Raw genomic sequence first — 25,980 nt, 5'->3', positions numbered from 1 at the left:
TACGTCAAATTTCATAAGGGTATTTAGAAAATATGATTTAACAATTACATCATATTCCTCTCAATTCCTGATTTTTAGCGCCCTTGCGCATTTGACATATTGGCTTCGTTAATCTCAACTTTATACACCAAGCGCAGATAATCTAAATAGTCTTGTAGCTGATCCTGACCTAAGTTATCACGGATAATGCTAGCCGTTTGCGCTCTTTGCACATCAGATAATGGAGACTGTGGTTCTGTCTTGATACGATCACCAACCAATAGAGTAGCACCCGTTTCTGTTTCGCTCGCAACAGCAACCACACCATTATTAGCCGCTTGCTGACTGAAAGCCAATCCACGCTCTTTTTCTGTCAATAGCGTCGTTTGACGATTCACTGCACCTAATGATTGAAGACTGACTGGCTGCTTACTAATATCAGCTGACGTTTTAATACCAGCAACTAACGATTTTGCTTCTTTCAATGCCAATGCTGTGGCTTTCTGCTTACGTAGTATCTGGGTAATTCTTGGCGTAGCGGCAGATAATGCCAGAGTTTTAGTAGGACGATAATTGCTTGGCTGCACCCATACTGTACCATTACCCACTTCGATACCAGCGGTCACTGCTTGATCTTGAATAGTAAACTCATCAAATGCTTGCTTGATCACCGCAGGTTGTGACAGTACTGATGTGTTGTTCTCTTTGCGGTAATCTTTGAGACGTTTCAATGACACATTCTCTTGTTGAGCAATGTCTTCAATGCTAAAGCCATCTGCTGCCATATCATTAATCGATGTCACTTTATCAGCATACATTTCCTGACGCTTATACTCGGTCGCCTTGGCTGTTAATTCATCGCGCATGCTCTCTAGAGTTGGTGTTTTACTACCGTTGTCTTCGGTCACCGTAAATATCTGATAGCCAAAGCTGGTCTTGATGGGTGCGGTGATATCACCAACACTCAATCCTTCTAACGCTTTTTCAACTGCTGTCGCGTCATTGCCGAATACAGAAGCGTTAAAGCGACCGATACTACCACCCGTCTCTCCTGATGGGTCATCTGACTCTGATTTGGCCAATGCTACAAATGACGCCCCTTTGTCTAAACGAGCCTTAACGCTATCTGCTCGTGCCTTAGCATTATCACCTGTCAATAGAATTTGACTAACTTGACGCTCATCAACGATGGCTTGCTCTTGCTTATAGGCTTCATATTGCTGCTGCAAATCTTCTTTTGTAACGTCTGTCACTTGGATAGTTTGGGGACTGAGTTGCAGATAAGCCAAATCTACCATTGCTGCACTTTTTAGCGTGTCTTTATTGGCATCATAATAGGCTTGTATGTCATTTTTGCTCAATTTCACCTGATCGGTATAGTCTTGCCAATTAAAGCGATGCAACCAGACGTTGCGCGACTCAAGCTGCAGATCTATCAACTGACTGACCGCTTGCATTGGATATACTGCCGTACCGACGATACTGGCGTTAAGCTGATCCAAGCTTAACTGATTGCGAAATTCAGCAAACAGCTGATTCTTTGTCATACCACGCTGACGCAAAAAGTTCGCAAATTGATCGTTAGAAAAATTACCATCAGCATCCTGAAATACTTCTTCTTGACGCAACAAACGATTAATTGTGTCATCAGAAACTGTCATACCAAGCTTGCCTGCTTGCTGCTCTAGTAGCGTACGATCAATAAGGCCTTTTAGGACTTGCTCGTGTAGCACATCCTCGTTTAATAGACTGGCATCCTCAACTTGTTCTAATATTTCAGTACGACGGCTATTGACAGCAGACTGGTATTCGGTCAGCCCTACGCTTGCGTCACCTACCTGAGCGACTTGGTTGGGATCGACTCCACCGCCAAAGTAACTTTCGACACCCAATAGAGCGAGCGGCGATAGGCATAAAATCAATAAAATGCGACCTGGCCAGCTTTTTAAGAAATCGCGCAATTTATCCATAGTTATCTCTGCTGTATTAACCTATATTGATGAAAAACCATTGTAATATTAATATGAATATCAATGCTATCTAAGCAGGCAATGGTAAAAGTAAGCGCGCGTGCATTTTATATAGAAGGACAAGACTGACTAAAGCAGCCTAGTTTCAACAACACATCTATCGCGCGCCCTATGATACGTGATTTTTGGTGTAGACTCAAAATATTCACGTTGTATGATACAAACTATCGCAATAAAAAAAGCACCCAAATATTAGGTGCTTTTTTATGACTTACAGTACGACGTTAAACCATACTCTAAATCATCATCTATTTTACTATTAGTAAGCGCTATGTTTATTCGTATATTACGTCATGACCCAGCGCTTACTGATAATAGTATGGCTTAGTTCAAGCGCTCTTTTAAGTTTTTACCAGCTTTGAAGCTAGGTACTTTGCTTGCAGGGATGCTAAGCTCTTCACCAGTCTTAGGGTTACGACCAGTACGCGCTTTGCGGTCTTTTACGCTGAAAGTACCAAAACCAACTAATGAGATGCTATCGCCAGCTTCTAGCGCTTCACCAACACTTTCCATAACAGCATTCAATGCATCACCAGCTTGGGTTTTGTTTAGACCACTTTTGTCTGCGATGCTATCAATTAATTCTGACTTATTCATAAAATTTCCTTCAAGTTTAAGGGGGATAATAAACGCTCACGCCAAGCATTGTAACGCTCTCATAGCATTTAAGCAATAAAAACTGCCTGACTGACGCATTAACGGGTTTCGCTTTGTTATCGTCTTTATATCAAGGCAGCATAAGGAGCGCAAGCGATTTTACATATTTTTGTTCACTACACTACGTATTTGACACTCAATGTTACGCAAAGTATCTTCAACGGTTCTATCAAGGCACAATGTTCAACTAATGTGACCTTATCTTAAAGACATATCTATATATTATCTTATCGTCTAGCCCTGGTCAGGTCACATTAATGCACCATCAGTCACAAACACTCGTGTCTTTATTGCCTAACAAATTGTAAAGTAATAATTTACCAACTGACAGAAACTAGCGTTACTTTTTATTATAAAGGCGTTACTATAAGCAAAATATTACTGCACATTTTGCGTCAATTTTGACCCTTGATTGTCTTTTGCCTATAATTTGCCAAATAAAAAAACGGATTATTTACATGAAGCGTTCTACGTTGTCTCACTCTTTTTCTAATATCATTCTGGTGTTCATCGAGTCGGCGCTGACATTATTGTTACGTTTAGATCCTGAACTGCGTAGAGCTGCTTATCCCCTTGCCAAGCAAGGCACTGTTGTAGCATTGCGATTGTACTTGCCGCACGTTGAAATTTTTGCCACTTTTAGTACCAAAGGCGTATTGCTAGATGCCCAGTTACCTATAGATCGTAGCGAACCTGATGTCATCATCAATGCCTATAGCCTTCAGGTTCTCAATGCCATTACCACTCACGACAGTGAAACGACTGAAAAGTTGCAAATGCGCGGTGAGTCTGTACAAGTACAGTTGGTCAAACAATTCATTATGCAACTCGGTCTCGGCAGCTTAATTCAAGGCTTAATCAAAAAGATAAAAGGTGGCAAAGGTAAAACTAAGCCAACTGAAGCCGACCTAGCAGAAAAAAAGGAAAACTATAAGTTACGTATTAAAGAACAACAAACCCAGATAAACACCCTTACTATCAAAAATCGTGAACTTGAAACCACCGTCAAGGAATTACAAAGTAAGCAAAAGATGCTTGTTATTGTGACGGTCGTTGCTCTTGTCATTATGATTGGCACTATCATCGCTTTATTGATGAACTAATCTCATCAGTACATCATAGTTTAAAACAAGAGCTTAATAGAAAAGCGGCTGATACCTCTTACAAGATATCAGCCGCTTTTCTATTAATTAGTTACCTTAGGGTTGAGTCAATTCCATTTTTGACCCCCTCATTTTTTAGAAATATCAACGTAAAGCGCAGACAAGCTTACAACCTTCTATCTCTCAGCACATTCAAAAGCCCTAAGCACAATCTCTATAGTCACCACCACTAAACGGTCTTGTGACATCTTCTGAATACCATTGTTTTTATCAATCATAGTAATAAGCTAGATTAACCATTCAACCACATTTTAATCTTGACTAAATTACTCGGGATTAAGTATAATTGGTCCAATCGTTGCACACATCGGGTCAATCATCTGTTGTTTAATAACGATAAGACACAACTTAGCTGCCCTATGATTTATATCTGTGACTTGTATATTTATACGAATTGTTGCAGATATCATCTCGCTAAGATCGTTGTTAACTAAAATGATATAACAGTTTGGAGATAACACATGCGTTTGACTACTCGAGGCAGGTATGCCGTTACTGCGTTACTAGATTTGGCACTACAGACCAGCCAACAAGAAAGTGCGGTATCCTTATCTGATATAGCCAAACGGCAATCGATCTCTATCTCTTATCTTGAGCAATTATTCTCCAAACTTCGCAAACGTGGGCTCGTTACTAGTATTCGCGGTGCAGCCGGTGGTTATCATTTGGCTAAACCATTGGATCAGATAGATGTGATGAGCATCATATCTGCCGTCGATGAGTCTGTGAATGCGATGCAGTGTGAAGGACGTGGTGATTGCCAAGGTGGTACAATGTGCTTAACCCATGATTTATGGTGTGCACTGTCAAATCATATCGAACAGTACTTGAATAATATAACATTAGCACAATTATTAGACATGGAAAACGTGCAGTCAGTTTCCGAACGTCAGCATAGCTCTACTAAAGAGATTTCCATAAAAGACATCAATACTATTACTCTATCGAACAGCGAGGCAAACCCAGCATGAGCCAACATAACAACCTTATATACTTAGATTATGCCGCCACTACCCCAGTTGCTAAATCAGTAGCTGCCAAGATGAGCGAGTATTTAACGGTAGATGGCGTCTTTGGCAACCCAGCCTCGCGCTCACACGGTTACGGCTGGCAAGCAGAAGAAGCAGTAGAGACAGCGCGTCAACAAGTGGCTGAAGTCATTAATGCTGATCCACGCGAAATCGTCTTTACCTCTGGTGCTACTGAGTCTGATAACCTAGCTATTAAAGGTGCTGCACATTTCTACCAGTCTCGTGGTAAGCACATTATCACCAGTAAAATTGAACATAAAGCGGTACTAGATACTTGCCGTGAGCTTGAGCAAGAAGGGTTTGAGATCACTTATCTTGAGCCGCAACCAAGCACTGGACTAATCTTACCAGAGCAAGTTAAAGAAGCGCTACGTGAGGATACAATCCTAGTATCACTTATGATGGTGAACAATGAGCTTGGTACGCTTACTGATGTGACAGCGATTGGTGAAATCACTCGCGAAGCTGGCGTGGTTTTCCATGTTGATGGTGCTCAATCAGTTGGTAAAGTATTGATTGACCTTGAAGCGATGAAAATCGACTTAATGAGCTTTTCAGGTCACAAAGCTTACGGTCCTAAAGGTATTGGCGCATTATTTGTTCGCCGTAAACCACGTATCCGCTTGAAAGCTGAACAACATGGTGGTGGACATGAGCGCGGCATGCGTTCAGGTACATTGCCTACGCATCAAATTGTTGGCCTTGGCGCAGCATTCGCCCTAGCCAATGACAGCTATAAAGAAGACAATGCCCATGCAGCGAAACTACGTCAAAAGCTGTGGGATGGTCTACAAGATATTGAAGAGATTTACCTAAACGGCGACTTAGAGCATAGTGTTCCTAACATTGTGAATATCAGCTTTAACTTCGTTGAAGGTGAATCACTGATGATGTCACTCAAAGACTTGGCTGTCTCATCAGGCTCAGCCTGTACGTCAGCGACACTTGAGCCATCATATGTATTACGTGCTATTGGCCGTCCAGATGAGTTGGCGCATAGCTCTATCCGCTTTAGCTTTGGTCGTTATACGACTGAAGAAGATATCGATACCGTTATCAAGCAAATGCATGAAGCCGTTGACAAATTACGTGCCCTATCACCACTTTGGGATATGTACCAAGATGGCATTGATTTAGATTCAGTCGAATGGGCTGAGCACTAAAATTACCAAAAACGAAGATATGGCTATCGAACATAGCCATTAACCGATTGATCAGACAATTACGATTAAGTGTTTGACCCCAATTATCAATGAGTAGCAGCGTTCAAATCAATCAGCTACTACTCATTATCTAACTAGGAGAAAACCCCATGGCCTATAGCGACCAAGTTATTGATCATTACGAAAACCCACGCAACGTTGGCAACCTTGATAAAAACGCCAAGAATGTTGGTACCGGTATGGTCGGTGCTCCAGCATGTGGCGATGTGATGCGTCTACAAATCCAAGTCGATGATAACGGTATTATCGAAGATGCACGCTTTAAAACTTATGGCTGCGGTTCAGCTATTGCTTCAAGCTCACTCGTTACTGAGTGGCTAAAAGGCAAAAGCCTAGACCAAGCTGGCGAAATCAAGAACAGTCACATTGCTGAAGAGTTGGCATTACCACCAGTAAAAGTGCATTGCTCTGTACTTGCAGAAGATGCTATTAAAGCCGCTATTAGCGACTATAAAGGTAAGCATGGCGTAGCAGCAGCAACTGAAGAAGCTGTTATCTAAGGCTAAACCTACTAGCTTATGCACTGTGCAGTATTAGCAGCGCTATAGTAGCAACACGTTAAACAGCTGCTGATGCTAAAAAGGTGACAATGACACTTATGTAATTGTCACCTTTTATTTTCTAAGAGCCGCTAGCATATTATCTTGGCAATTTCGTGATTTCAGTTGCCAATCTATACAGATTTTTTTATTGATACTTATAATTAATAGTCAATGGGAGTTGGCATGATTGAAATGACAGAACGCGCCGCTCAGCATGTTCGAGACTTTTTGGACAATCGCGGCAAAGGTGAAGGTATTCGAGTCGGTATCCGCACAGCAGGTTGCTCAGGCCTAGCTTATGTTTTAGAGTTTGTAGATACACCTGACGAAAACGACACACGTTATGAAAGCCGAGACGTTAGCATCTTTATCGATCCTAAAAGCTTGGTATATTTAGATGGTTTGTTGATGGATTATGAAAAAGAAGGTCTCAATGAAGGCTTTAAGTTCAGCAATCCTAATCAGAAAGGCGAATGTGGTTGCGGTGAGTCATTTACAGTTTAATGATTTAAATCTTTCAACCTTTACGCTCGAAAAACAGTAAACAGTCTATATTGCAATCCGGATTGTAGACTCAGTAATAGAGTATCAACAGACAGACATTTCAAACAAATAAAAAGCAAGGCGTATGATATGACAGACATCACACCAGAAGCACAGTTTGATAACTTCTTTGCTTTATTTGAGCAACCAGTACAATTTGAAGTCAATCAAGACAGTCTCGATCAACATCTACGTCTGCTACAAAAACGTTATCACCCTGATAATGTTGCTAAAAACCAGGCTGACATTGCTCAAGCACAACTACAGTCTGAAAAATATTCAGCACTGATCAATCAAGCTTATCAAACGCTTAGATCGCCTGATAGTCGTGCTAGTTATCTATTAGATATAGCAGATCAAGCTCAAAATCTAGAGCATTCAATCGCAGATTTAGACTTCTTAGAAGATGCGATGGAGATGCGTATGGAACTAGATGAAGCGACTGAAGATAAGAATCGTCTGTCCTTACAGCAACTACATCCGCAGATTACAGAACGCCTAGCTAACCAATCACAGCGCTTTAGTAACGCTTACCAAGAGCAAGATTGGAGCACAGCGATTGATGCGACACAGAAACTAAAGTTTTTAGTGAAGTTAAATGCTGATGTCACGACTGGACTTGATGAAATAGCGACGGCTGAGCATTCAGATGACGATGATTTATACGTTTAGATAGCCATGACCAACCTGTATTATTCAAAAGCTAGGTGTTAGATATTTGGTTAAAAAATATTTGGTTAAAATAGTACCGACTATACCGTATAATCGTTTATCCCAAAATTTATTGGCCGTTGTACGACTCTATTTGTATGGTAGAGAACATAGTCGAGACAGTCTAGAATTAATACAAGGCAACCGAGCATATATAGCAGTATTAGTTAACACGCTAGGTTCGCGCTGTATTACTTGATAAATATTTTGACTATAATTGTCAGGCTGTCGTAATGCCTATGTTGCACTTACCCCATTTCACTTATTCATTTTATCTTTGAGTTATTTTATGTCTTTAATGCAAATTGCCGAACCCAATCAAAGTGCCCAACCTCACCAGCATCGTTTTGGTTTAGGAATCGATCTTGGCACCACACGCTCGTTGGTCGCTGTGGTACGTTCAGGCAAGGCGCAAGTATTAGAAGCAAATACTAGCACTGATACCTTGTTACCGTCTGTTGTTTATTACCCAAGCACTGGCAAGCCGTTGGTTGGTTATGATGCCCTAGCCCACTTAGCGGATGATCCAAAAAATACGATCGTCTCGGCTAAGCGTTTTATGGGTCGTAGCCAGGCGGATATTAAATTCTCTCACCCTTACGAATTAAGTGGCAGTAAAGATGACATGCCAGCTTTTGTCACCGCTCAGGGTGAAGTATCTCCTGTTGAGGTTTCTGCCCGTATACTAGCGGCGCTTGAGCAACGTGCAGCAAGCGCATTGCCTGCAGACAGTATCGAAGGTGCTGTCATTACCGTACCTGCTTATTTTGATGAAGCGCAGCGTCAAGCGACCAAAGATGCGGCTCAAGCAGCTGGTATTAAGGTACTGCGTTTACTGAACGAGCCAACTGCTGCTGCTGTTGCTTATGGCCTTGATCAAGCCACAGAAGCTAGCGAAAAAGAAAGCTACTATCTAATTTACGATTTAGGTGGCGGTACGTTTGATGTCTCTATCTTAAAGCTGACTGACGGCGTCTTTGAAGTACTAGCCACTGGTGGTAACAGTGCACTAGGTGGTGACGATATCGATCGATTAATCACCAATTGGCTTATCAAACAATTGGCTATCGATCCAAAAGATGTCAGTCTTCATGACAAATCAATACTTGCGCAACAAGCCAAAGCATATAAGCAAGCACTGACTGATAATGAACAAGTCGATATCGATATCACTGTCAATACTCAACCTTATAAAGGCGTATTGAGCCGTGCAGATATCATGACTATCGTAGAACCAGTTAGCCGCCGTACGTTAAGTGTCTGCGAGCAAGTACTACGTGATGCAAAACTCTCTAGTACTGATTTGGACGAAGTTATCTTGGTTGGTGGCTCAACCCGTATGCCTGCTATTCAGCAAGTCGTGACTGATTTCTTTGCCAAGCAGCCACTGTGCCGTCTCAACCCAGATGAAGTAGTCGCTCTAGGTGCAGCGCAGACAGCACATCAACTAGTCAACGGTGATAGTGACAATAACCTACTATTGCTAGACGTGACGCCCCTATCACTTGGTCTTGAGACTATGGGTGGCCTAGTCGAAGTGCTCATACCGCGCAATACCCCTATCCCTGTTAAAAAACGTCAAGTATTTACGACTTATCAAGACGGTCAGACAGGCATGGTAATCCATGTTGTACAGGGTGAACGTGAAACTGTCGATAACTGCCGCTCGCTTGGACGCTTTGAATTGTATGGCATTCCTTCTATGAAGGCTGGGTTTGCCCGTATTGAGGTTACCTTTAGTATTGATGCCAACGGTCAGCTAACGGTCAGCGCACAAGAGACCACAACCAAAACAGAAAGTAAGATTGAAATTGTGCCTTCTTATGGGTTGTCAGACGAACAAAAAGAGCAGTTACTGATTGCAGGATTTAAGCATGCAGAAGAAGACAAAAATGCACGTTCTTTAATTGAAACCAAAGTAGAGGCTGAACGTGAAATATTAGCACTACAATCGGCACTTAATGAGTTTGCAGCCTTGCTATCTTCTGAAGAGCAGCAATCACTGGCTGATCAAATACAACTAATGCAAGAAGTACTGAGCACTAATGACTTAGCACTTATTGAAGCACAACAAGCACAACTCAAGCCCCATAGTGATGCTTTTGCTGCTCGTATTATGAATCAGAGCGTTAAAACAAGTATGGCTGGTACGAGCGCCCAAGATTGGTAGCATATTTGCTGAATAGCATCTCCATTATATTTTCATTTCTTTAAATTGATTAGCATCGGAAAGACGATTTATGCCAAAAATTACTGTATTACCCCACCACGAGATTTGTCCTGAAGGCGCTGAAGTCGAGCTAGAGGCCGGTAGTAACTTATGCAAAGCACTAGTAGAGAAAGGCATTAAAATTGAGCATGCTTGTGAGATGTCGAAAGCATGTACAACTTGCCATGTAGTTGTACGTAAAGGCTTTAATAGTCTAGAAGAGATGGATGACATTGAAGCTGACTTGCTAGATCGCGCTTGGGGATTAGAGCCTGATTCACGTCTATCTTGTCAGGTCATACTTGATGATGAAGACTTAACCATCGAAGTTCCTAAATATACCCTAAACCATGCCAAAGAAAATCATTAGGCACTTGTAGAAAGCTCTTTTTCATTTTCATATAAAAAGCCAACGATCATTATGATCGTTGGCTTTTATATATATACGTTTAAAAATTATTAATTTTCAACGCGGCTTACTTATTACCTTTATCATTACGTTTATTTTCTGCATCAATTTCATTTTCATTTTTTTCGTTTTCTTGTTCAATACGTCCAAGCGCAAAGTTCAATCGAGCTCTAATATCTTGATAATCGTTATGATTCATGTCTTTAAAGTTTAAGTGTAAATTAAATCCAGGCAGTGTGTAATCGACCCATTTTGATAAATGAGCTTTATTGATGTCAGGATCAAAGACTCGCCATGCTTGTACCTTCTTATCAAATCCTTTTAGATGAAATGCACCAGCATGCTGACACTCATAATTGTGACAAACATAGTCATAAGTACTTTCACTGATCAATATCTCGTCTTTGCCAGCACTAGACTCTAATCTTGCAGCTAAATTGGCCTCTTTACCAATCAATGTATAGCTGAGACGATTGTTACTACCGAAATTGCCCACATGGCAATAACCTGTTGTGATGCCAATACGTATATATAGCCCTTCAAAACCCATAAGGCGCCATTTCTGTCTCAATGTACGCATTTCACGCCGCATGTCTATTGCCATTTCAAGACAGCTCAAAGCATCTTGACGCGTACCTTGACTATTGGGCTCACCGAAAAAGCATACCATGCCATCACCAACAAACTTATCAAGCACTGCACCATGTTTATTGGCAATTAACGTCATGCTATGCATGTAGGTATTCAAGATATCGGCCAAATTATCCGCGCTAAGGCTATCAGACAACTCAGTAAAACCAATAATATCTGAGAACATAATCGTCAGCTTGGCACGTTTATTAGAAACGTTCACTGGTATATCTGCTCTTACGATTGGCTCCCAAACTTGTAGTGGAACAAAGCGTGTTAATTTATTGATAACAGAGACTGCACTAGTCAGTCGCCCAACTGCCTGATGAGAGCGGGCTTCATAACGGATATATTTTCTATAAAAACATGTAAATCGACATAAAACAACGATCATGCTAGCTAACAATATGACAGGCGTTATCCAATCATCATAACCTTCTAGCTTGGGAATATTTAAAATAATACTGACATAATAAAAAATGATAGCTGTTATTACGGATACAATGATCAATTTTATACGATTTTCAGGGCTACTAACAATAATTCTAAGACCTATTAATGCCGCTAGACTGAGCGAAATAATCATATGCAACTGTATCGACCCAATGACCATAGACAATAAAATAATAACAATGTTGGATGTCCAAAAGCTGGCTTGGCGACGATAATTATAAATTAAAATTAGCATACTTGGCAGGCCAACAATGACAAGGAGCGCCATTGCAGTGGGTCTAAAGTCAAAATGTAAAGCGAGGAGTATAACGGTGAGTATTAATACGAAAACTTCTGGGTAATCGACCTTATCGTATACTTCCTCTTTGGTCAGAAGCTCTGGTCTCAATCTGTCTAAAGTAGTCATATGAGCATTCGCTTAAACAAAATAGGCTGTAGGAGAAACCAAGAGGCATGAGTGTAAGTGTATTACCTATTTTTATGACTAATTGGACATAAGTATGGTCTGATACTACATTATACTTCTTAAAGGTTATAAATCCCATGCCACTCATAACCAAAAGAACACCACTTATCATTTACTTTGCCTTAATATCCAATTAAATCAAAATAATACTAACGATTATCTAAGTTAAAAATAAGAAAACCAGATAATAAATATCTGGTTTTCTTAAGTGATGCGAAATATATTTCAAACAGCTTAGTACCTTTTCTTATTGGGGTAGTTATGATTTAAGATTTTATTTCATTTGCCAATCAAAAGGCATTTGATGATGTCCACGTAACGCCATCATCAGAGTCTGCTGCATTTGTGCCAATACTTCCTTGGTATAAGGAACAGCTGGAACACCCCATACTGGGTTTGGCCACTGCATGTCGTTTTGATAGCGTACGATATGATGGAAGTGCAACTGTGGTACTTGATTGCCCAATGCGGCTACATTCATTTTATCTGCTTGGAAAGTCTTGGCCAGTTGACTTGATAACCAGCTCGACTCACGTAAAAACTGTACTTGGTCTGTTTCGGATAGCTCATATAACTCTTTGATACCTGATACACGTGGCACCAATATCAACCAAGGAAACTGGCAATCATTGATTAAACGGCAAGTCGATAGCGGAAAGTCACCCACTAAAAAGCTATCGGCAGCAAGTTTATGATGAAGTTGGAACATAATGACGGTTCTCTTGTTATGGATCTCAAATAAAAGGAATCAAAAATATAGAAAGATAAAATATGAGTAAAATATAGTCTCATTATTTTATCAGTAATCTATCCGATAAAATAGCGCCATGACTCATTGCCTTGGCGTTTTGTCTTTAAACTATCTGTGTGAACGACTTGGCTAATCTTCTCATACATCTGTATAGCAAATAGCCATTATAGAATAAAGCTAAGCAGGCTCTGACACCATATGCTGACTAAAATAGTGCAACAGCTCTTGAATGACCGTAACACGCTGTTGTGGCGTTTCCAGTTTATCAGCATTTTGGTAACGAATACCAGACGCCCCATTCATACGATAGCGCTGACCATCTGTTTGAATCAGTTTAATAATCGCTAAAGCATCGACGGGTGTATCAGGGGCAAACTCTAACGTCATACTACTACCATTGGCATCGATTTTGTTAATCTTCAATGGTTCTGCTTGTAAACGCAGACCATGGATAGCAAAAAGCTGCTTAGTTTGATCTGGTAATATACCAAAACGGTCAATCATTTCAGTCCGAATATCCGTCAGTGCCTCTTTATCATCGGCATTACTAATGCGTTTATAAAATAATAAGCGCTGATGTACATCATGCAAGTACTCTTCTGGTATCAATGCTGAGCTGTGTAGATTGATTTCACTGGTGAGTGACAGCGGTGTACTTAAATCAGGCTGTTTACCCGCTTTAATCGCTTTCGTCGCACGTTCTAGCATATCCATATATAAGCTAAAGCCAATCACCTGCATATTACCACTTTGCTGCTTACCGAGTATCTCACCTGCCCCACGAATCTCTAAATCCTCACTGGCTAGCATAAAACCTGCGCCCAATGTGTTGGCACGTTCAATAGCATGCAGGCGGCGTTTCGCATCACCTTTAAGGCCTTTAATAGACGGTACAAGCAGATAGCAGTAAGCCTGATGATGGCTACGGCCAACGCGACCACGTAGCTGATGCAACTGGGCCAAACCGAATTTATCAGCACGCTCAATGATAATAGTATTGGCATTAGGCACATCAATTCCAGTTTCGATGATGGTCGAGCATACCAACACATTGAATTTTTTATGATAATACTGCTGCATCACTTGTTCCAGCTGGCGCTCCTGCATTTGCCCATGAGCCACGCCTACGCGCGCCTCTGGAACCAACTCGCGTATGGTCTCTGCCATGCGCTCGATACTGGCCACATCATTATGCAACAGATAGACCTGACCACCGCGCAGTAGTTCACGCAAAATGGCTTCTTTCATAAGTGCCTCTGTCTTTTGCATAACAAAGGTTTTAATCGCTAGGCGTCTCGCAGGCGGTGTAGCAATGATTGACATATCACGCATGCCAGAGAGCGCCATATTGAGCGTTCTAGGGATAGGCGTCGCTGTCATAGACATACTGTCTACATCAGTCTGAATGGCTTTAATACGCTCTTTATGACGCACACCGAAGCGATGCTCTTCATCGACGATCATCAATCCTAGATTAGAGAATTTGACATCCGGTTGTAATAGCTTGTGCGTACCAATAACGATATCGACCTTACCAGCGGCCAAATCTGCCAAAACTGTATCTTGATGCTTTTTGCCACCGAAGCGTGATAGTGTTTCGATACGTACTGGCCAATCAGCGAATCGATCACGGAAGTTGTCTTCATGTTGACCTGCCAACAACGTTGTAGGTACTAGTACCGCCACTTGGTATCCTGCGCTAACGGCAATAAAAGCCGCACGCATGGCAACCTCTGTTTTCCCAAAACCAACATCCCCGCAAATAAGTCGATCCATCGGCTGATTTTGCTTCATGTCTTCCATCACCGCATGAATGGCATTCGCTTGATCAAGCGTTTCTTCAAACGCAAATTGACTGGCAAACAAATCATATTGTGATGAGTCTATTTTAAAATGAATGCCTACCTTAGCTTCGCGCCGTGCCTGCATATTAAGTAGCTCAGCAGCAACATCGTGGATTTGCTCCAAGGCTTTTTGTTTGGCCTTATCCCACTTGCCACTACCAATTTTGTGCAATGGCGCCAGTGCTGGATCACCGCCACTATAGCGATTAATCATTTGTAAATTGGCTACTGGGACGTAAATACTGGCGTCACCATCATATTTTAAGTGAATAAACTCTTGCTCTCCATCACCCACATCTAACGTTATCAGGCCGTTATAACGCCCAACGCCATGCTCAATATGAACGACAGGGCTGCCTTCCGTTATTTCAGTAACGCTCTTAACCAAGAACTCTTCTGACACACCGCTTTGACGGCGACGACGCGTTTGCAGTACTTGTCGACCAAATAATTGCGTCTCACTAATCAACACCAAACGCTCAGGAACATAAACACCGCGCTCAATAGGCGCAACGGTTAGACCGACCTGTGGTAGTTTGCTATGACCCGTCCCACTCGTTTTATCGGCTACTAGGAATGCTTCAAAACTGTCATAGGCTTTGATATCGACTTTGCCTTTAAACAACTCGATGAGAATCTCTCGACGACCTGCTGTTTCAGCAACGATTAATACGGGCGTAGACGTTTTTTCTTGTATCTCTAAGAACGCTAATAGTTCAGCAAGAGGTTCGGACTTTTGATGATTTACCGCTAGCTGTGGTGGTGACTGGGCACTTAATCTCACGAGTCCCTGTGGTTTGTTTGATGCATGCTCTAATGATGAACTCTCATTATCCGTTTCAGCCACATCTGTCATCAATGCTAGCTCATCACGTGCGCTTAGAATAACGCGTGGATAACCGTTGAGATGCTCATTGAGCTTATTAGATAACAGATACAGTAGCTCAGGGGCGACGATAGGCTTGTCAATGTCATGACGGCGCTCTTCATAGCGGCGCTGAATTTGTGACCAGTAATCTGCCTGCTTTTCGTTAATCAACTCATCAGTGATAAATAACGCATTACTTGGCAAGTAGGCAAATAAACTACTCTCTGCTTCCCAATCCTTTAAATCAAAAAACAGTGGCTGATAATATTCCAGCCCACTGCTGGCAATACCTGCCATTACATCTTTGTGCAGTTCAAACTTACGGCTACTCGTATTAGGAAATATCGCAGCAAAGTTGGTACGGAAAGTCTCACGCCCTTCATCGAGTGGAAACTCTTTTGCGGGTAGTATTTGAAACTGCTGAATAGGCTTTGATATATCTGGCAGTTTATGTAGTAGCGACAACGACTCTTTGCCCATACTACTGTCGTTACCACTCATCATTGATTTGAGATCATCAATCGTCAGCGTGCGCTGAGTCTGTGGATTGAAGAAGCGAATGGTTTCAATTTCATCATCGAATAAATCGAGACGTAACGGAAAAGGCTGACCCATCGCAAAAATATCGATAATACTACCACGTACGGCAAACTCACCCGGCTCAAAGACGTTTTCAACGGCGCGGTAACCTGCTTTCGCTAGCAGTCCACGTTGGGTGTTGATATCAAATTGATCACCCACACTCAAATCAAAATGCTGTCCAATCAACCAGCTTGGCGGTGCTACTCTGTGCATCAACGCCTGTACAGAAATCAGCAAGACACCCGATGTCGGCATATCCGTCAATAGGTTAATACGCTCGCTAACGATGTCTTGATGCGGTGACAGCTCATCATAGGTCAGCGTTTCCCAATCAGGGAACACGTGGGCATCCACGCCGCAAAATGCCAATTCTGTCTCTATCTGATTGAGCTGATTTTGGTCGCGAGTCACGACAACCTTGAGACGATTAGCAACATCCCATATTTGCCCTTGTACCAAGCTTGCTAGCCACAAACTACTGACAGCACCGTGCACAGGTGCTAGCCAACGCCGCTCGGCATTTTGGATAGGAAATAGCTGCTGGTTAATAGGGTCAAACGCGTCAGTCAAAGCAGTGATAGGCATATAGAATAGGATCAAAGTTAAGAGTCAGATAGCTATTATACGAATATTTCATCAATTACCAAAATTTATGCCGTAACGGTTTGTCACTCAAAACTTGACTATTTATTAAACGGTCAATTAAGCCCTGAAAAATATCCATTACCGCCTAAAATCATCGTGAAATGAAAAAACCTCAACTTATAAGCCGAGGTTTTCAGTTGGTACTCATCGAGCTATTGTTAAACTAATGGTTTATCACTAGCGATAATGCCATTGTTATCTGCATAAACAAACATACCAGAATTTAGGATTAAATCACCAAAGCTGATTTCGATATCTGTTTGGCCTTCGTCACGGCGATTTGATTTACGCGGGATACAACCGAGTGCCTTAACTCCAATATTCATCTGTGCAACGTCATCCACGTCACGGACACAACCATAGATAATCACTCCTGACCAACCGTTCTCAATCGCTGATTCTGCAATCATATCACCCAAAAGAGCGCAGCGCATTGAACCGCCACCATCGACGACCAGCACCTTGCCATGCCCCTCTTTATCTTTACCATCACTGTTTAATAGTGATTTGACACGGCTATTGTCTTCAAAGCACTTCACTGTTACGATTTCACCGCAAAACTTGTCTTTGCCACCAAAGTTATGAAATGACTTACCTTCAATGTTTGGCAAACATACTTGCGACTCAGGATTGGCATCCAATAAATCACAAGTCACAAAATTTTCTCTATTCATCTGTATGGATTCCGGCATAGTGAAACTCCTTGTTTTTGATTATCTAGGGCCTGCCTTCAGCTTTTATCAAATATTAGTATAAGCACTTAGGCTATTTTAAAATACGGTACTGTGATAAACATAAAAGTCATTAACTGCTCAATTTTTTACTCTCGTCATCGCCAGCATCTGCTTATTTTCGATGATTTCTATTTTTTTCAACGTAGGTTCAGGTTCAGCACGGTACTTGTTACGCTCATAGATAGCATGCGCACTCATTGCCATTGCACTAGCGACACGCTTAGCAGAAATAGGATGTAGTGGTAATGACTCTGACAAAAGCGGTGATATGATCTTAAAAGCCTTTTGACCAATAGTTTCAAGTGGTCGGCCTTGGTGTTTTCCTAATAGCAATGAAGGTCGTAAAACGACTAGATGCGCAAAATCCAATGATATAATGGATTGCTCAGTTTCCGCTTTGACTCGATTGTATAGAAAACGACTGTCACTATCGGCGTTCATTGAAGACAACAAAAAGAAGTTTTCGACGCCTTTATCTTGACACAACTTAGCAAAATTTACATTGTAATCGTGGTCGACTTTTCGAAAGGCTTCGTCACTACCAGCTTGCTTCTTAGTCGTACCAAGACAACTAAAAGCATCTGTCTTACGATCAGCACCAACGCTAGCAAAAATCTCAGTTAAATTATCAAAATCATTTACTTGATAAAAACGCATGCTGGCATTGATATAGCGTGGCGGACGCCGTGCAATCACAATTAACGTGTCATAAAGCTCACTAAGCTGCTTAACCAGATACTGCCCTACCAGCCCTGTCGCACCAATTACAATTGCTTTTCGCTGCATATCCGATCCATTTATATATAGTGTTGGAAAATTTATTTTTATAAGAAAGTCTGTCGTGTGAAAGATCTTGAGTCTAGTATCATACCTAATTTAATACACAACTGACGGTATTCTATAGAATATATTGTAAGAGGTTTTATCAGCTGACGCATCTGTGTAGCCAATCATGTCTCCACTAACAATACTGAAAGATGGCTTAACAACAATCCTAATAGATACTAGAGAAATCAGCAGCCCATGTGATATCATAACTTCTTTTGGCATTAATCATCAAATATATTGTTCTAAGCGCAATAATTTGCTAAGATGTCCGGCTTTACACGTCAACGCTGTTTAATTATTCCAAACAGTTCTGGCGCTTGCGATGCTCTATTCATATTAGATACTTTAATATAAGACATCGACATCATGTTTGGCGAGAGGCTGCTCGTCACCGATGATTGTTTAAACCCTTTATTGCAATCAACATTCATATTTTATCTGTCTTTATCAAGGAGATACGCGTGGCTAATACTGCACAAGCTCGTAAACGCGCCCGTCAAAACACCAAACGTCGTCAGAACTCTGCGTCACAACGCTCTATGGTTCGTACTTACTTAAAACGTGTTGATGCGGCTATCGTAGCTAAAGATTATGACGCGGCTACCGAAGCTTACAAAAAAGCGGTACCAGTTCTTGATCGTATGGCTGACAAAGGTATTATTCATAAGAATAAAGCTGCTCGTCGTAAGAGCCGCCTAAACAAAACAATCAAAGGCCTTCAAGCTTAAGATTGGTCGTGTTTAGACCGCATTACGCTTTACAGTGTAATGACTAAGACCTTGTCACTGGTTCTAATACTGGGGCAAGGTTTTTTTATGCCTGTTTAAAACTCACTGATTCAATTTATATAGTCAAAGAAATCTAAGACAGCTACAAGGCAGCCGACCGCAGATTGTACATATAGTACCTCTAGGGAGGGTAACACCTTAGCGGTTTAGTAGTTCGCTGACTATGCTGATATCAAGTCCATTTTACTTCTGGCGGTAGCAACAGGTTGCTAGGATGGTACCCTGCAGCACGATAGCCGTCTAACAAAGTATGAATGGGACGAGTATAGACTTGACCACGCCAAACAAAGTGCGCGTTAGCCTGCTCAAATGGTTTATCATCAAACCATAGAAACACCCCTTCCATCATTTTTGGCCAATCATTCCAGTCAATCTCGACCACATCAAACATCACGGCTAAAAATGCAGACAGTAACGTATCATGACTGACTGCGAGCATGAGGTGCCCGTGTTCAGGCTGGTGTTGATAAAACAGCGATAAGATATCGAGACCACCTTGATAGGCATTTTTAGTACCTTCAAGATTGCCTTGTAAGAATCGATTGATGAAGTTAAGCACACCTATCTCTTTGAACACTGGATTGGCTATCTCAGGTTCAGTCACGAGGCTGCCGGGCTCAACCAACAATGATTGATGTGCAATGTCTCGTCGTAACCCTGCGCCTTCTTGCATCAGCTGCGCTGTATCAATACAACGACCTATAGGGCTTGAGATACTATCAACATCGAGGGAGTACGGCAGATGTCCTGCCAACCAACGACCCCAAGATTTTGCCAACACGCGACCTTTAGAGGTCAATGGCAACTGATAGCTGGCAAAACCATTGCCATCAGAACGCTCACGTAGAGAATGCCTGGTAAACAGAATTAATCGCTTATTTTCAGGCAATAAGCTGACTGATGAAATCATACTATCAGGCAGGTGCGAAGGTGCTGGTGCACTTGGGATGTGAGTCCCAAGCTTTTCAGCAGATAATTTTGATAAAGTATCGTTCGTGTATTTACTCATGACAGCAAGCGTAGCAGATTTTTTGGTAGGAATGAACAAAATATCAGTACAATCATAGTATATGTGCCAATTGTTATACCAAAATCTGCTCAAGTATAGAGTGGTCCGTCTTAATAATGCTATGACATTATTGCTAACAATACCTGAATCTCTACAGATATACTCTAACCGATATCGACCACTCTATTCCATGAGAACTCTAATGCAGTACTGCTTACCTCATTTGGATAAGCACGGGGATTAACAATCACTCGCGTCTTACCAATCTGATAGTCAAATGCTTCATGAGTATGTCCGTGCACCCAAAGTATCGGTGCCCATTCCTCATGCATCCATTCAGACAAGTCACTGACAAAAGCGGCATTACTTGGCAGATTGGCGTACTTTTCAGACACAGAGAGTGCACTGATACTATGATGGCTCATTACTACGGTCTTTTTGCCCAGTTCCTTAGCCGTTATCAATGCTTGCTTTAACCACTGACGATGTGTCGCATGGATTTGCATGGATACCTCAGGTGAAAACAACTCCTTACCGGCATAGATTTGTTTGTAGTCACGCATAAACTGTCGAGCAGCAGCCATCGTATCTTCATTGGCATGATATTGATAATCCGTCCACAACGTACAACCTAGGATTCGTACCTCACCAATATCCATATGCTGACACTGCAAAACCCGAACGCCTTGACTCGACTCGATATTATAATTGTCCCAAGTCGCTAGTTTCTTATCGAAATGCAGCACATCTTCATTGAAGTACTCATGGTTGCCTGCGATAGTGATTAGAGGAACTTGCAGACGCGCAGCTTGCTCCTGTAACCATGGCATACCATTATCACTATTTGCAGTATCTCCCGCTACTAGCACCACATCTGCATCGGTTTTAGGGATATGCCCTATCGGATGTGACTGACGAGCATAACTATCGATATGTAAGTCACTCAAAATCTGTAATTTCATATAAGCCAATATCATTGAATAAACACAAATAGTTTAGCACCTTTTACCTACCCGCAAAAAGCAAAAAAGACAGCGAGTTAGGCTGTCTTTTTATCGTTCAGGCATTACAAGTTATTAAGGCGTAGCCTAAATACTTTGTAGTATCTTCTGTAATTTCACAGCAGGGTCTTTTGCTTGTGTAATTGAACGCCCAATGATCAAGTAATCCGAACCATCACTAAGTGCCTGTTTAGGCGTGCAAATGCGTTTTTGATCATTTGCATTGTCTTCTAACAGACGAATACCAGGAGTAATGAGTTTAAAATCTTGACCAAACAATGCTTTAAGCGTTTTAGCTTCTTGTGCTGAGCACACCACACCATCAAGTCCAGCTAGCTTAGTCAATTGCGCCAGTCTACTCACGTGCGCATCCAGACCGTCAGTAATGCCCGTTTGCATCAGCGCTTCATTGTCCATAGAGGTCAATACAGTGACTGCTATCAGCAAGGTATCAAAACCATTATCTAGTAAACGCTGCTTGGCTAATGACATTGCTTCTAGACCTGCACTTGCATGGACGTTCACCATCCATACACCCAGCTCAGCCGCTGCCAAAACTGCTTGTGCAGTAGTGTTAGGAATATCATGAAATTTCAAATCTAAAAACACATCAAAATTACGCTGATGCAGTGCTTTGACAATGTCAGGGCCACAGCGAGTAAAGAGCTCTTTGCCTACTTTTAATCGACATAATGCTGGATCTAATTGATCAGCTAGTTCTAAAGAGGTTTCCATGGTCATATTATCTAGAGCGACGACGACTGGAGACTTAATTATATTATTCATGACTTAGCCATATTGGTATCGGAGTTATTAAAGAAGTATATCTAACTTAACCGCAGATTCATTGCGAGATAATTTAATCTCGCTTATGTTTAGTGAGCGTAGTACTTTCATCTAAGTCGCTAACTGCTCCATCCTGTACATTCGTCGCCGTAGAGCCATAAACGGCTTCTTCTACCGTTGGCGAATTCGCTTGACGATCGATGACTATATTGGCTTGTGTGAGTTGCTCTTGTAGATTGGTTTTTGCTTTTTGCAAACGCGAAATTTCCCACTTGTTTTGTAAAACGCGGAAAATAAGCAGTGCTAGCAAAATACCAATAACGATACCCAGCATCAGACACAGTATCAGTAGCAGCCCTAAATTCATCGTAGGCGCTTGCGAGAACAGTAAATTTACACCAACTTCAGTATTATTTGCCAACACCAAACCAAGCGCATAGGCAAAGCTCAGAAACAGTAATACAAACAGTAAAAAGCGCATGAGACGGTTACCTTAGTTGGGAATGCCGTTAATGTATCCAGAATAAATAGGTGATATGAGCGACTGATAAACCATTTTATGAAAAATGCTTATTCAATAAATGGTTTATGACAACATTTAACCAGTTGCAACCGTGTCATTAACCGCTTCACGCAGTGCTTTTCCTGGTTTAAAATGAGGTATAGCCTTAGCAGGTACTGGCACGCTTTCCCCCGTTTTAGGGTTGCGTCCTAGACGTGCACGGCGATGATGTAGACAAAAGCTACCAAACCCACGAACCTCTACTCGGCCATCGTTGGCTAAAGTATGGGTCATCAAAGTTAATATTTCGCGTACTGCATCATCGACGACTGTATCAGTCATATTGTCACAGTTCGCACTCAAATTACTAATAAATTCGGACTTGTTAATCGCTTGCTGCATTATTACGCTTGCCTTGTAAATTAATGGATAAGATGATTGTGAGTCGAAACGATATTTTAGGTTATTCAAATAAGAGTTATTTATTCCAGTAACTGCGACTAAATTGGCATATCCTGAAAAACCATCAGGATAAAAACTTGGTCTTTAGAACAACACATCGTTTTGAATAAGTAGTGACTCACATCTTGTTACTCAATGTTGCAAATGATAGCGGATATTACCGTAAATGAAAATAAGAGTTTGCCTCTTTGGGCAAAAACATCACCTGTTAATAGTAATATCAAAATTTATTCATAAAAAAAAGCGACCGGAGTCGCTTCTTTTATATTACTTTATATCAATAACTTAGCAGCTTACTGCATTTGTTCTTTGATCAAGTCACCAATAGTTTTTGGTTGAGCTTCAGAACCGGCAGCGGCAGTAGTACTTGTGCTGCTTAGTTCTTTAATCGCTTGACGCTCTTCAGCTTCGTCTTTCGCTTTGATAGACAAGTTGATGTTGCGTGTTTTGCGATCAACACTAATGATTTTAGCTTCAACATCATCACCAACAGTTAGATGCTTAGTAGCATCTTCAACGCGGTCACGTTGGATCTCAGAGGCACGTAGATAAGCTTCTACTTCGTCAGCAAGTTCGATAGTAGCACCTTTAGCGTCTACTTCTTTCACTTTACCATTAACGATAGCACCACGGTCATTGTTGACTAGGTATTCGTTGAATGGATCAGAGCTTAACTGCTTAACGCCTAGGCTGATACGGTTAGCTTCTGCATCTACTGACAATACCATTGCTTCAACGGTGTCGCCTTTGTTGTAGTTACGGATAGCATCTTCGCCAGTTTCGTTCCAAGAGATATCAGATAAGTGAACAAGACCATCAATACCACCGTCTAGACCGATAAAGATACCGAAGTCAGTGATTGATTTGATAGTACCAGTGATTTTATCACCGCGCTCATGTTTCTTATCAAACTCATCCCATGGGTTAGCAAGAGTTTGTTTGATACCTAGGCTGATACGGCGACGTTCTTCGTCGATATCAAGAATCATTACTTCAACTTCATCACCCACTTGAACAACTTTAGATGGATGGATGTTTTTGTTGGTATGATCCATTTCTGATACGTGTACTAGACCTTCGATACCTTCAGAAATCTCAGCAAAACAACCATAATCAGTTAGGTTAGTTACGCGTGCTTTAACAACACTACCTACTGGATAAGTTCCGCCAACGTTATCCCAAGGATCAGTACCAAGTTGTTTTAGACCTAGGCTTACGCGATTGCGCTCACGGTCAAACTTCAATACTTTAACTTTTAGGTCTTGACCAACTTCAACAACTTCTGATGGGTGCTTAATACGGCGCCATGCCATATCAGTGATGTGCAATAGACCATCAATACCGCCAAGATCAACGAATGCGCCGTAATCAGTAAGGTTCTTAACGATACCTTCGATTTCGATGCCTTCTTCAAGCTTGTTCAATAGCTCTTCGCGCTCAGCTGAATTTTCAGCTTCCATAACTGCACGACGGCTAACTACAACATTGTTGCGTTTTTGATCAAGTTTGATAACTTTGAATTCTAGCTCTTTGCCTTCAAGATGCGTCGTATCACGGATAGGACGTACATCTACCAATGAACCTGGTAAGAATGCGCGTACTGAACCGATATCTACAGTGAAACCGCCTTTAACTTTGCTTGAAATGATACCTTTTACGATTTCATCATTGTCAGCAATTTTCTCAAGGAAGTTCCAAGTTTCAACACGCTTAGCTTTTTCACGTGATAGCAAGGTTTGACCCATGCCGTTATCAACTGCTTCAACCACGACATCAACGCTATCGCCAACTTCAACTTCAAGTTCGCCTTCTTCGCTTAAAAACTCTTCACGAGCGACAATACCTTCAGACTTAAGACCAGTGTCAACAGTGATCCAGTCGCTATCGATGGCTACAACAGTACCAGTGATAACCGAGCCACGCTCGATATCCAGACCTGTTTCTTCGATGCTCGCTTCAAATAGTTCAGCAAATGATTCCATTATGTCTACCTTTGTATAGCCGTATCCTGTCCAGCACAGTACGGATCAAATTTATGATTGCATAAAACGAGAATACTGGTTTTTTATCCCATGCAATCATATATAAAAACGTTTGTTGTTAATAAGCGCATGTTTTACTGAAATTATTAACAACAACTGTCTTACCTAAAAATTTCGTTATATATTCTATCAAATCATGTTTTTTTAGGGCCTAGTAAGCCCTATAAATTTCACTACTACAATTTTATACTAAAACCAAACCTCATAGCAAAGCTTTTAATGCTTAATATGTTGTTTTTATTAACTATTAAAGAATATGCCTTTAGCTTGACAGTGTTTCTTCACTTGTTCGTATACAGTATCAGCATCTAGTACTGAGCTATCAAGCAGCAAAGCGTCCTCTGCAGGTTTCGACGGTGCAGTGCTACGATTTTCATCACGATCATCACGGGCTTTAATCGTTGTTAAGATTGCGTCAAAGTCTGCTGTTTGCCCAGCGTTCGATAACTGTGCCACACGGCGCTCAGCACGCGCTTCAGCACTGGCTGTCAAAAACACCTTAACATCAGCATTTGGGAATACTACCGTTCCCATATCGCGGCCATCAGCAACCAAACCTGAACGAGTGGCCATGTCCTGTTGTAACTTTAACAACGCTTCACGAACTTTTGGAAAGATTGCTATCTGTGATGCATAGCCTCCAACTGTTTCGTTACGCACCTGCTCACCGACCACATCATCATTCACGAGAATATCAACACGTCCTGACGCATTATTAGGCACAAATGCAATCTCTAAGCTTTGTGTCAACTTTAATACCGCCATTTCGTCAATGGCTTGACTGGTATCTGCGGTAACCAAACCAGCTTCGAAAGCTTTAAGTCCTACAATACGATATAGAGCACCCGAATCAAGCAACTGATAGTCCAATGCTTGAGCTAAGCGCCATGTAACCGTACCTTTGCCTGCGCCACTCGGCCCATCAATACAAATAACAGGATAACGCAGTGGTTGCGTTTGACCATTATCATTGTGAAGTGCGGTGTTATCAGTTGTAGAAACAGTCATAATAATCACTTAATCGGAGACAATACTCATATGGCTGACAACTTCGCCATTAAATAGGGCAATATTATAGCAAAGAAACATCCC

Annotated in this window: 23 protein-coding genes; 9 read left to right on the top strand and 14 right to left on the bottom strand. The window is 41.5% G+C overall.

Annotated elements, in window-relative coordinates:
* Window positions 1-74 precede the first annotated feature (74 nt).
* Window positions 75-1,949, bottom strand: a complete 1,875-nt coding sequence (locus tag IPZ60_RS06390) for a SurA N-terminal domain-containing protein (protein ID WP_194197012.1) — start codon at window positions 1,947-1,949, stop codon at window positions 75-77.
* Between the two features lie 384 nt (window positions 1,950-2,333).
* Window positions 2,334-2,606, bottom strand: a complete 273-nt coding sequence (locus IPZ60_RS06385; RefSeq protein ID WP_045445077.1) for an HU family DNA-binding protein — start codon at window positions 2,604-2,606, stop codon at window positions 2,334-2,336.
* A 518-nt stretch (window positions 2,607-3,124) separates the two neighbouring features.
* Between IPZ60_RS06385 and IPZ60_RS06380 the strand changes: the two genes are divergently transcribed.
* The 8 genes from IPZ60_RS06380 to fdx all read left to right on the top strand — a co-directional run bounded on the left by IPZ60_RS06380 (window position 3,125) and on the right by fdx (window position 10,458).
* Window positions 3,125-3,769, top strand: a complete 645-nt coding sequence (locus tag IPZ60_RS06380) for a hypothetical protein (protein WP_194197011.1) — start codon at window positions 3,125-3,127, stop codon at window positions 3,767-3,769.
* 521 nt (window positions 3,770-4,290) lie between these two features.
* Entirely contained in the window at window positions 4,291-4,800 is a 510-nt protein-coding gene (locus tag IPZ60_RS06375) for an Rrf2 family transcriptional regulator (protein ID WP_110922417.1), read from the top strand.
* Window positions 4,797-6,023: an IscS subfamily cysteine desulfurase gene (locus IPZ60_RS06370; RefSeq protein WP_194197010.1), complete on the top strand. Its 1,227-nt coding sequence runs from the start codon at window positions 4,797-4,799 to the stop codon at window positions 6,021-6,023. Before IPZ60_RS06375 ends, IPZ60_RS06370 begins: the two co-directional genes overlap by 4 nt.
* A gap of 149 nt (window positions 6,024-6,172) precedes the next feature.
* Window positions 6,173-6,583 (top strand): Fe-S cluster assembly scaffold IscU, encoded by a 411-nt coding sequence (gene iscU / locus IPZ60_RS06365; protein WP_110922415.1) that lies wholly within the window; start codon window positions 6,173-6,175, stop codon window positions 6,581-6,583.
* A gap of 225 nt (window positions 6,584-6,808) precedes the next feature.
* Entirely contained in the window at window positions 6,809-7,129 is a 321-nt protein-coding gene (iscA, locus tag IPZ60_RS06360; RefSeq protein ID WP_110922414.1) for an iron-sulfur cluster assembly protein IscA, read from the top strand.
* A gap of 129 nt (window positions 7,130-7,258) precedes the next feature.
* Window positions 7,259-7,840 carry a Fe-S protein assembly co-chaperone HscB gene (gene hscB, locus IPZ60_RS06355; RefSeq protein WP_194197009.1) on the top strand — a complete coding sequence of 194 codons (582 nt, stop codon included), beginning with the start codon at window positions 7,259-7,261 and terminating at the stop codon, window positions 7,838-7,840.
* A 328-nt stretch (window positions 7,841-8,168) separates the two neighbouring features.
* Window positions 8,169-10,049: a Fe-S protein assembly chaperone HscA gene (hscA, locus tag IPZ60_RS06350; RefSeq protein WP_194197008.1), complete on the top strand. Its 1,881-nt coding sequence runs from the start codon at window positions 8,169-8,171 to the stop codon at window positions 10,047-10,049.
* Window positions 10,050-10,119: 70 nt separating this feature from the next.
* Window positions 10,120-10,458, top strand: a complete 339-nt coding sequence (gene fdx / locus IPZ60_RS06345; protein ID WP_194197007.1) for an ISC system 2Fe-2S type ferredoxin — start codon at window positions 10,120-10,122, stop codon at window positions 10,456-10,458.
* Between the two features lie 106 nt (window positions 10,459-10,564).
* On the opposite strand, the gene IPZ60_RS06340 is transcribed toward fdx, so the two are convergent.
* The 5 genes from IPZ60_RS06340 to IPZ60_RS06320 all read right to left on the bottom strand — a co-directional run bounded on the left by IPZ60_RS06340 (window position 10,565) and on the right by IPZ60_RS06320 (window position 18,256).
* The gene (locus IPZ60_RS06340; RefSeq protein ID WP_227669257.1) at window positions 10,565-11,986 is read right to left on the bottom strand and encodes an adenylate/guanylate cyclase domain-containing protein; all 1,422 of its coding nucleotides are present in this window, start codon (window positions 11,984-11,986) and stop codon (window positions 10,565-10,567) included.
* A 334-nt stretch (window positions 11,987-12,320) separates the two neighbouring features.
* On the bottom strand, window positions 12,321-12,755 hold the full coding sequence (locus IPZ60_RS06335) for an HIT domain-containing protein (protein ID WP_110922409.1): 435 nt from the start codon (window positions 12,753-12,755) through the stop codon (window positions 12,321-12,323).
* Between the two features lie 219 nt (window positions 12,756-12,974).
* On the bottom strand, window positions 12,975-16,676 hold the full coding sequence (gene mfd / locus IPZ60_RS06330) for a transcription-repair coupling factor (RefSeq protein ID WP_194197006.1): 3,702 nt from the start codon (window positions 16,674-16,676) through the stop codon (window positions 12,975-12,977).
* Between the two features lie 218 nt (window positions 16,677-16,894).
* Window positions 16,895-17,428, bottom strand: a complete 534-nt coding sequence (gene rraA / locus IPZ60_RS06325; RefSeq protein WP_194197005.1) for a ribonuclease E activity regulator RraA — start codon at window positions 17,426-17,428, stop codon at window positions 16,895-16,897.
* Between the two features lie 120 nt (window positions 17,429-17,548).
* Window positions 17,549-18,256: an NAD-dependent epimerase/dehydratase family protein gene (locus IPZ60_RS06320; protein WP_194197004.1), complete on the bottom strand. Its 708-nt coding sequence runs from the start codon at window positions 18,254-18,256 to the stop codon at window positions 17,549-17,551.
* A gap of 503 nt (window positions 18,257-18,759) precedes the next feature.
* On the opposite strand from IPZ60_RS06320, the gene rpsT reads away from it, so the two are divergent.
* The gene (gene rpsT / locus IPZ60_RS06315; RefSeq protein WP_110922405.1) at window positions 18,760-19,026 is read left to right on the top strand and encodes a 30S ribosomal protein S20; all 267 of its coding nucleotides are present in this window, start codon (window positions 18,760-18,762) and stop codon (window positions 19,024-19,026) included.
* Window positions 19,027-19,258: 232 nt separating this feature from the next.
* Here the strand turns inward: rpsT and IPZ60_RS06310 are convergent, their stop codons facing one another.
* From IPZ60_RS06310 to cmk, 7 genes are all read right to left on the bottom strand, one after another.
* Entirely contained in the window at window positions 19,259-20,095 is an 837-nt protein-coding gene (locus IPZ60_RS06310; protein ID WP_194197003.1) for a histidine phosphatase family protein, read from the bottom strand.
* A gap of 164 nt (window positions 20,096-20,259) precedes the next feature.
* The gene (locus tag IPZ60_RS06305; RefSeq protein WP_227669256.1) at window positions 20,260-21,057 is read right to left on the bottom strand and encodes a metallophosphoesterase; all 798 of its coding nucleotides are present in this window, start codon (window positions 21,055-21,057) and stop codon (window positions 20,260-20,262) included.
* A gap of 126 nt (window positions 21,058-21,183) precedes the next feature.
* Window positions 21,184-21,882, bottom strand: a complete 699-nt coding sequence (pyrF, locus tag IPZ60_RS06300; RefSeq protein ID WP_194197001.1) for an orotidine-5'-phosphate decarboxylase — start codon at window positions 21,880-21,882, stop codon at window positions 21,184-21,186.
* A gap of 73 nt (window positions 21,883-21,955) precedes the next feature.
* Complete coding sequence (locus IPZ60_RS06295) at window positions 21,956-22,363, bottom strand: lipopolysaccharide assembly protein LapA domain-containing protein (protein WP_194197000.1); 408 nt, start codon at window positions 22,361-22,363, stop codon at window positions 21,956-21,958.
* Between the two features lie 117 nt (window positions 22,364-22,480).
* Window positions 22,481-22,786, bottom strand: a complete 306-nt coding sequence (locus IPZ60_RS06290; RefSeq protein ID WP_194196999.1) for an integration host factor subunit beta — start codon at window positions 22,784-22,786, stop codon at window positions 22,481-22,483.
* Between the two features lie 353 nt (window positions 22,787-23,139).
* Complete coding sequence (rpsA, locus tag IPZ60_RS06285) at window positions 23,140-24,828, bottom strand: 30S ribosomal protein S1 (protein WP_110922399.1); 1,689 nt, start codon at window positions 24,826-24,828, stop codon at window positions 23,140-23,142.
* A gap of 300 nt (window positions 24,829-25,128) precedes the next feature.
* Window positions 25,129-25,896 carry a (d)CMP kinase gene (gene cmk, locus IPZ60_RS06280; protein WP_194196998.1) on the bottom strand — a complete coding sequence of 256 codons (768 nt, stop codon included), beginning with the start codon at window positions 25,894-25,896 and terminating at the stop codon, window positions 25,129-25,131.
* Window positions 25,897-25,980 lie beyond the last annotated feature (84 nt).

Source organism: Psychrobacter sp. NG25 (assembly GCF_015234355.1).
Lineage (GTDB): Bacteria > Pseudomonadota > Gammaproteobacteria > Pseudomonadales > Moraxellaceae > Psychrobacter.
Note: the sequence above shows the minus strand (reverse complement) of the source record. Positions and strands in the feature narration are given on the sequence as shown.

What these genes read in the sequence shown, in the direction of transcription:
- hscB (WP_194197009.1), top strand. Translation starts at nt 7,259, where the DNA reads ATGACAGACATCACACCAGAAGCACAGTTTGATAACTTCTTTGCTTTA.
- IPZ60_RS06310 (WP_194197003.1), bottom strand. Translation starts at nt 20,095, where the DNA reads ATGAGTAAATACACGAACGATACTTTATCAAAATTATCTGCTGAAAAG.
- IPZ60_RS06390 (WP_194197012.1), bottom strand. Translation starts at nt 1,949, where the DNA reads ATGGATAAATTGCGCGATTTCTTAAAAAGCTGGCCAGGTCGCATTTTA.
- IPZ60_RS06320 (WP_194197004.1), bottom strand. Translation starts at nt 18,256, where the DNA reads ATGCAGCGAAAAGCAATTGTAATTGGTGCGACAGGGCTGGTAGGGCAG.
- fdx (WP_194197007.1), top strand. Translation starts at nt 10,120, where the DNA reads ATGCCAAAAATTACTGTATTACCCCACCACGAGATTTGTCCTGAAGGC.
- IPZ60_RS06385 (WP_045445077.1), bottom strand. Translation starts at nt 2,606, where the DNA reads ATGAATAAGTCAGAATTAATTGATAGCATCGCAGACAAAAGTGGTCTA.
- IPZ60_RS06340 (WP_227669257.1), bottom strand. Translation starts at nt 11,986, where the DNA reads ATGACTACTTTAGACAGATTGAGACCAGAGCTTCTGACCAAAGAGGAA.
- IPZ60_RS06370 (WP_194197010.1), top strand. Translation starts at nt 4,797, where the DNA reads ATGAGCCAACATAACAACCTTATATACTTAGATTATGCCGCCACTACC.
- IPZ60_RS06290 (WP_194196999.1), bottom strand. Translation starts at nt 22,786, where the DNA reads ATGCAGCAAGCGATTAACAAGTCCGAATTTATTAGTAATTTGAGTGCG.
- IPZ60_RS06295 (WP_194197000.1), bottom strand. Translation starts at nt 22,363, where the DNA reads ATGCGCTTTTTACTGTTTGTATTACTGTTTCTGAGCTTTGCCTATGCG.
- hscA (WP_194197008.1), top strand. Translation starts at nt 8,169, where the DNA reads ATGTCTTTAATGCAAATTGCCGAACCCAATCAAAGTGCCCAACCTCAC.
- IPZ60_RS06335 (WP_110922409.1), bottom strand. Translation starts at nt 12,755, where the DNA reads ATGTTCCAACTTCATCATAAACTTGCTGCCGATAGCTTTTTAGTGGGT.
- rpsA (WP_110922399.1), bottom strand. Translation starts at nt 24,828, where the DNA reads ATGGAATCATTTGCTGAACTATTTGAAGCGAGCATCGAAGAAACAGGT.
- IPZ60_RS06375 (WP_110922417.1), top strand. Translation starts at nt 4,291, where the DNA reads ATGCGTTTGACTACTCGAGGCAGGTATGCCGTTACTGCGTTACTAGAT.
- IPZ60_RS06305 (WP_227669256.1), bottom strand. Translation starts at nt 21,057, where the DNA reads ATGAAATTACAGATTTTGAGTGACTTACATATCGATAGTTATGCTCGT.
- rraA (WP_194197005.1), bottom strand. Translation starts at nt 17,428, where the DNA reads ATGCCGGAATCCATACAGATGAATAGAGAAAATTTTGTGACTTGTGAT.
- iscA (WP_110922414.1), top strand. Translation starts at nt 6,809, where the DNA reads ATGATTGAAATGACAGAACGCGCCGCTCAGCATGTTCGAGACTTTTTG.
- cmk (WP_194196998.1), bottom strand. Translation starts at nt 25,896, where the DNA reads ATGACTGTTTCTACAACTGATAACACCGCACTTCACAATGATAATGGT.
- pyrF (WP_194197001.1), bottom strand. Translation starts at nt 21,882, where the DNA reads ATGAATAATATAATTAAGTCTCCAGTCGTCGTCGCTCTAGATAATATG.
- IPZ60_RS06380 (WP_194197011.1), top strand. Translation starts at nt 3,125, where the DNA reads ATGAAGCGTTCTACGTTGTCTCACTCTTTTTCTAATATCATTCTGGTG.
- iscU (WP_110922415.1), top strand. Translation starts at nt 6,173, where the DNA reads ATGGCCTATAGCGACCAAGTTATTGATCATTACGAAAACCCACGCAAC.
- mfd (WP_194197006.1), bottom strand. Translation starts at nt 16,676, where the DNA reads ATGCCTATCACTGCTTTGACTGACGCGTTTGACCCTATTAACCAGCAG.